We start from the raw sequence: 4,718 nt of genomic DNA on the forward strand, positions 1-4,718 counted from the left end.
AACGTATACCGTGTACTATTAAATGGATATCCACAAAAGAGTCCGCAAGAATTAGGCGTTTCCGATTGGAGAGAAGCACATTACGCAACACAGCTTGCAGTATGGAATGCATTAAAACAAATCGATATTAACGATTTAGATTTCCGTAATAAAAACGTAGAGAAAGTAACGAAAGACATAGTTGCAAAGGCAAATGCGAGTGAAGAGTTACAAGAAATTACGATGAGTGTAACTCCTACAGAAGAACAAGAAGCAGTATTGAAAAATGATTTCTTTGAAACAGGTTTATATACAGTAGAAACGAATGCAAAAAGCGGAACGTATAAAGTGCAAGCAACAGGTGCACCAGCTGGTGTGAAATTTGTAAATGAAAAAGGCGAAGCAAAAAATGAATTTAATGTAGGAGAAAAGTTCCGCATTTTAATTCCAAAACAAACACCAGCAGGTGGATTTAGCTTTAAAGTATCAGGAAATTTAACGAAATTACAAGGGATTGCGCATAAAGGAACACCGACGATTCAAAATGCGGTTGTATTATTAGAACGTAGTGAAGAGAAAACAAGTCCGGAATTAGCGGTGAGTTGGAAAAAGTCTGAAGGACCACAGAAACCGAATAAACCGTATACTCCAAACGAACCACATAAACCAAATCAAATTAAAAGATAGTATAAAAAGCATTGGCATTTGCCGATGCTTTTTATATACATGGATTAGAAGGAATGGAAAATACGAAAGCATTGACAGAACAATTTAATGGTATGTTATTTGAGTATGGTATACATGACGTATTCTTTAAAATTACGAAACAAGGTTTCGAAAGAATAGAAGGTATACAAGAGGTAAAAGCTTAAAAATAAAAAAGCTCGTAAAACATTATGTTTTACGAGCTTTTTCTTATTATTCAGCTTCAGAAACTACTGTGAAGCGTTCGTTCACATGTTTTGGATTTTCGATTTCATCAAGTGCTGCTACTGCGAAGTCTTCGTAACTTACATAGCTATCGCCTTTTGAGTTAACAAGAAGATTGTCTTTACCAGCTGTGTAAGAGCCAGTGCGTTTTCCTAATGCGAATAGTGCAGAAGGGCTGATGAATGTCCAAGTGATGTCATTTGTTTGTTGCAAGATTTCTAAGTTTTTACCTTGGTTTTGAGCTGTTGCAAGGTATTCGTCCGGGAAACCTGGTGTATCAAATACACGTGTTGTTTTCTCTTCGTCTACAAATAAGCTTCCAGCTCCGCCAACTACAAGTAATTTTGTATTTGGTGCACCTTTCGCAGCTTCAATCAGTACATTTCCTGCATCTACGTGAAGGTGTTCTTGTCCTGCTGGAGCACCGAATGCATTTACAACTACATCGAATGCTTGTAGATCGTTAGATGTAAGAGTGAATACATCTTTCTCTAAAACTTTTACATTTTCTTCTGTAATTTTTGCAGCATTTCTTACAATTGCAGTAACTTCATGTCCACGATCTAATGCTTCTTTTAAAATACGGCTTCCAGCTTTACCAGTTGCTCCAATGATTCCGATTTTCATAATAAATCCCTCCAAAGTGTTTTGTTAAAGTGTATATCTGAAATGAATGAATGTAATGTAATTAGGTTAGTTACAACCTGATGCAACCATTATAGTTACAGTTATATATTTTTGTCAATGGTGTTGTTTATGAAATTATTTTTTGTTTTAGTATGCACAGCTACTGAAAGTGGAGTCATAAAAGAACGATGTATTTATGTAGAGTAACCTAATATTTGGAAGTCGCAAGGTGTCGAAAAATGTTGATTTTTGAATATTTTTTGAATATAATTCGATTTATGGAGAAAAGGAGGGGTTAATTGTATGAATATTTTAGATCAATTCGTTTCATCAACGAATACGATTCTTTGGTCATATGTTCTTATTGCAATGCTAATTGGTTTAGGGCTTTATTTTTCTATTAAATTAAAATTCGTACAAATTACTCATTTAGGAGAAATGGTTCGATTAATGAGTGATGGACTAACTGGTAAGACACGTAAAAAGGGTAGCGTATCTTCTTTCCAAGCGTTCTGTATGAGTTCAGCAGCTCGTATCGGTATCGGAAACTTAGCTGGTGTAGCGCTAGCTATTTCTATGGGAGGACCAGGAGCTGTATTTTGGATGTGGGTTATTGCGATTATCGGGGCGTCTTCAAGTTTCGTGGAAAGTACGCTTGCGCAAATTTATAAAATAAAAGATGGCAGTGGCTTCCGTGGTGGTCCTGCTTATTATATGGAAAAAGGTTTAAATAAACGTTGGATGGGAATTTGGTTCTCTATTCTAATCACAATTAGTTACGGGTTAATTTTCAACTCAGTACAAGCAAATACAGTTACGTTAGCATTTGAAAATGCATTCGGTTTAGAGCGTTATGTTGTTGGGATTGTATTAGCGGTATTAGTTGCGGTTATTATTTTTGGCGGTGTGAAAAGTATTGCGCGTATGTCAGAAATGATTGTTCCTCCAATGGCACTTATTTATATTGCAGTAGCTATTTTCGTTGTTATTAAAAACTTCTATTTAATACCAGATGTATTTACAGAAATCTTTAAAGGTGCATTCGGTTTAGATTCAGCTGTAGGTGGCGGTATCGGTGCTGCAATGAAATTTGGTATTCAGCGCGGATTATTTGCGAACGAAGCAGGTATGGGTAGTGCGCCGAATGCGGCAGCAACAGCTGATGTAACGCATCCAGCGAAACAAGGTTTTATTCAAACAATCGGGGTTTTAGTAGATACATTTTTAGTATGTACATCAACAGCTTTTATCGTATTATGTTCTGGTGCATATAAAGCAACGAATTTAGAAGGTATTGAATTAACACAAAATGCATTAAGTTCACAAATCGGCCCGTGGGCAAGTAGCTTCTTAGCGATTATTATTTTCTTATTTGCATTTAGTTCACTTCTAGGAAACTACTATTATGGTGAAACGAATATTGAATTCATTAAACAAAGTAAAGCTTGGTTAACAATTTACCGTATTGCGGTAGTTGCAATGGTATTATTCGGTTCTGTTGCGACGCTTAAAGTCGTATGGAACATGGCAGATTTATTTATGGGTCTAATGGTAATTACAAACTTAATTGCGATTACACTTCTTGGGCGATTTGCGTATGCTGCGTTGGCAGACTATGTAAAGCAAAAGAAACAAGGGAAAGATCCAGTATTCAGTGCAGATTCTATTCCGGGTTTAACGAACACAGAGTGTTGGGATAAGCCAACGGTAACGGATAAAGAAAAAGCGGTATAAGAAAAGGCGAGCATCGAGAGGAATTCGATGCTCGCCTTTTTTGTTGCAGTAAATGATGAGAAGGGTGAAAGGTAATTATTAATATAATTTTTGTTTGTTCATTTCTCTCGTTATTTGTAGGTAACGTACTGTCTTAAAAGTATGATTGGTCGAATAGGATGAGTGATTGAGTAGTGGATAAATGCACGTATTGGCTATAGTTTTAAGTGAAAAACATATATATGTTAAGGAATATAACTTATCAATGTCATAAAACCTAACATAAAGTTCTTGATTACTAAAAGTTTTTAGAATATAATTTTCTTATTGTTAGGAAGAGGGGGCAATTCGATTATGGATTTTTTAGCTAAAGTAATTGGGGATGTAAATAATGTCCTTTGGTCATATATTATTATTGCGATGTTAATTGGATTAGGACTCTATTTTTCATTTCGTGTGAAATTCGTCCAAATTCGCTACTTCGGAGAAATGATTCGCCTACTTGGGGACGGGGCGAGTTCAAAGACAAGAAAAGCGCAAAAAGAAAAAAGCGGTGTATCATCATTCCAAGCATTTTGTATGAGTACAGCTTCTCGTGTAGGTACTGGTAACTTAGCTGGTGTAGCTATTGCAATCTCAGCAGGTGGTCCAGGTGCTGTATTTTGGATGTGGTTAATTGCGGTAATTGGGGGTGCTTCTGCGTTTGTAGAGAGCACATTAGCGCAAATTTATAAAGTAAAAGATGGGAACGCATTCCGTGGGGGCCCAGCGTATTATATGGAAAAGGGTTTAAAGAAACGCTGGTTAGGTGTTGTTTTCTCTGTTCTAATAACAGTGAGTTTCGGATTGATTTTTAATGCAGTGCAGTCAAACACAGTAGCGGCAGCTTTTGATGGCGCATTTAAAATGGATAGTAGACTTGTAGGTCTGTTTATGGCTGGTTTACTTGCAATTATTATTTTCGGTGGGGTTAAGCGAATTGCACGTGCAGTTGAAATGATTGTTCCGGTAATGGCAATTATATATGTAGCAGTTGCATTATTCGTTGTTGTAACAAACATTACGGCAATTCCGTATGTATTTAAAGAAATCTTCTTACATGCATTCGGAATTAAAGAAGTAGTTGGTGGGGGACTAGGAGCTGCGATTTTACTAGGAGTAAAACGTGGATTATTCTCAAATGAAGCTGGTATGGGTAGTGCACCGAACGCAGCAGCGACTGCGAACGTAACGCACCCAGTTAAACAAGGTTTCATTCAAACTTTAGGGGTATTTACAGATACATTATTAATTTGTAGTTGTACAGCGTTCATCATTTTATTATCTGATGTACCTGGTGCAGCTGATTTAAATGGAATTCAATTAACGCAACAAGCGTTAAGCCAACATATCGGACCGTGGGCATCTGTATTTGTAGCGGTTGCAATCTTCTTGTTTGCATTCAGCTCATTAGTAGGTAACTATTACTA

General features: G+C 36.6%; 5 protein-coding genes. 4 read left to right on the forward strand and 1 reads right to left on the reverse strand.

All coding sequences use genetic code 11. From position 1 onward, the window contains the following. Both JDS92_RS29655 and JDS92_RS29660 read left to right on the forward strand, forming a co-directional pair. Nucleotides 1-666: thioester domain-containing protein (locus tag JDS92_RS29655; RefSeq protein ID WP_199633007.1), on the forward strand; the 666-nt coding region annotated here is incomplete at its 5' end. 53 nt (nt 667-719) lie between these two features. Further along, nucleotides 720-851, forward strand: coding sequence for an enterotoxin (locus JDS92_RS29660; protein ID WP_097957450.1), 132 nt, complete (start codon nt 720-722; stop codon nt 849-851). A gap of 46 nt (nt 852-897) precedes the next feature. Here JDS92_RS29660 and JDS92_RS29665 read toward each other — a convergent pair whose 3' ends face one another. After that, nucleotides 898-1,536, reverse strand: a complete 639-nt coding sequence (locus JDS92_RS29665) for an NAD(P)-dependent oxidoreductase (RefSeq protein ID WP_199633008.1) — start codon at nt 1,534-1,536, stop codon at nt 898-900. A gap of 303 nt (nt 1,537-1,839) precedes the next feature. Between JDS92_RS29665 and JDS92_RS29670 the strand changes: the two genes are divergently transcribed. Next, nucleotides 1,840-3,270, forward strand: coding sequence for an alanine/glycine:cation symporter family protein (locus tag JDS92_RS29670; RefSeq protein ID WP_001022883.1), 1,431 nt, complete (start codon nt 1,840-1,842; stop codon nt 3,268-3,270). 333 nt (nt 3,271-3,603) lie between these two features. Beyond that, nucleotides 3,604-4,718, forward strand: a 1,115-nt coding sequence (locus JDS92_RS29675) for an alanine/glycine:cation symporter family protein (RefSeq protein ID WP_199633009.1), incomplete at its 3' end; no start/stop codon positions are given.

This window comes from Bacillus cereus group sp. N12, from assembly GCF_016483575.1.
Lineage (GTDB): Bacteria > Bacillota > Bacilli > Bacillales > Bacillaceae_G > Bacillus_A > Bacillus_A toyonensis.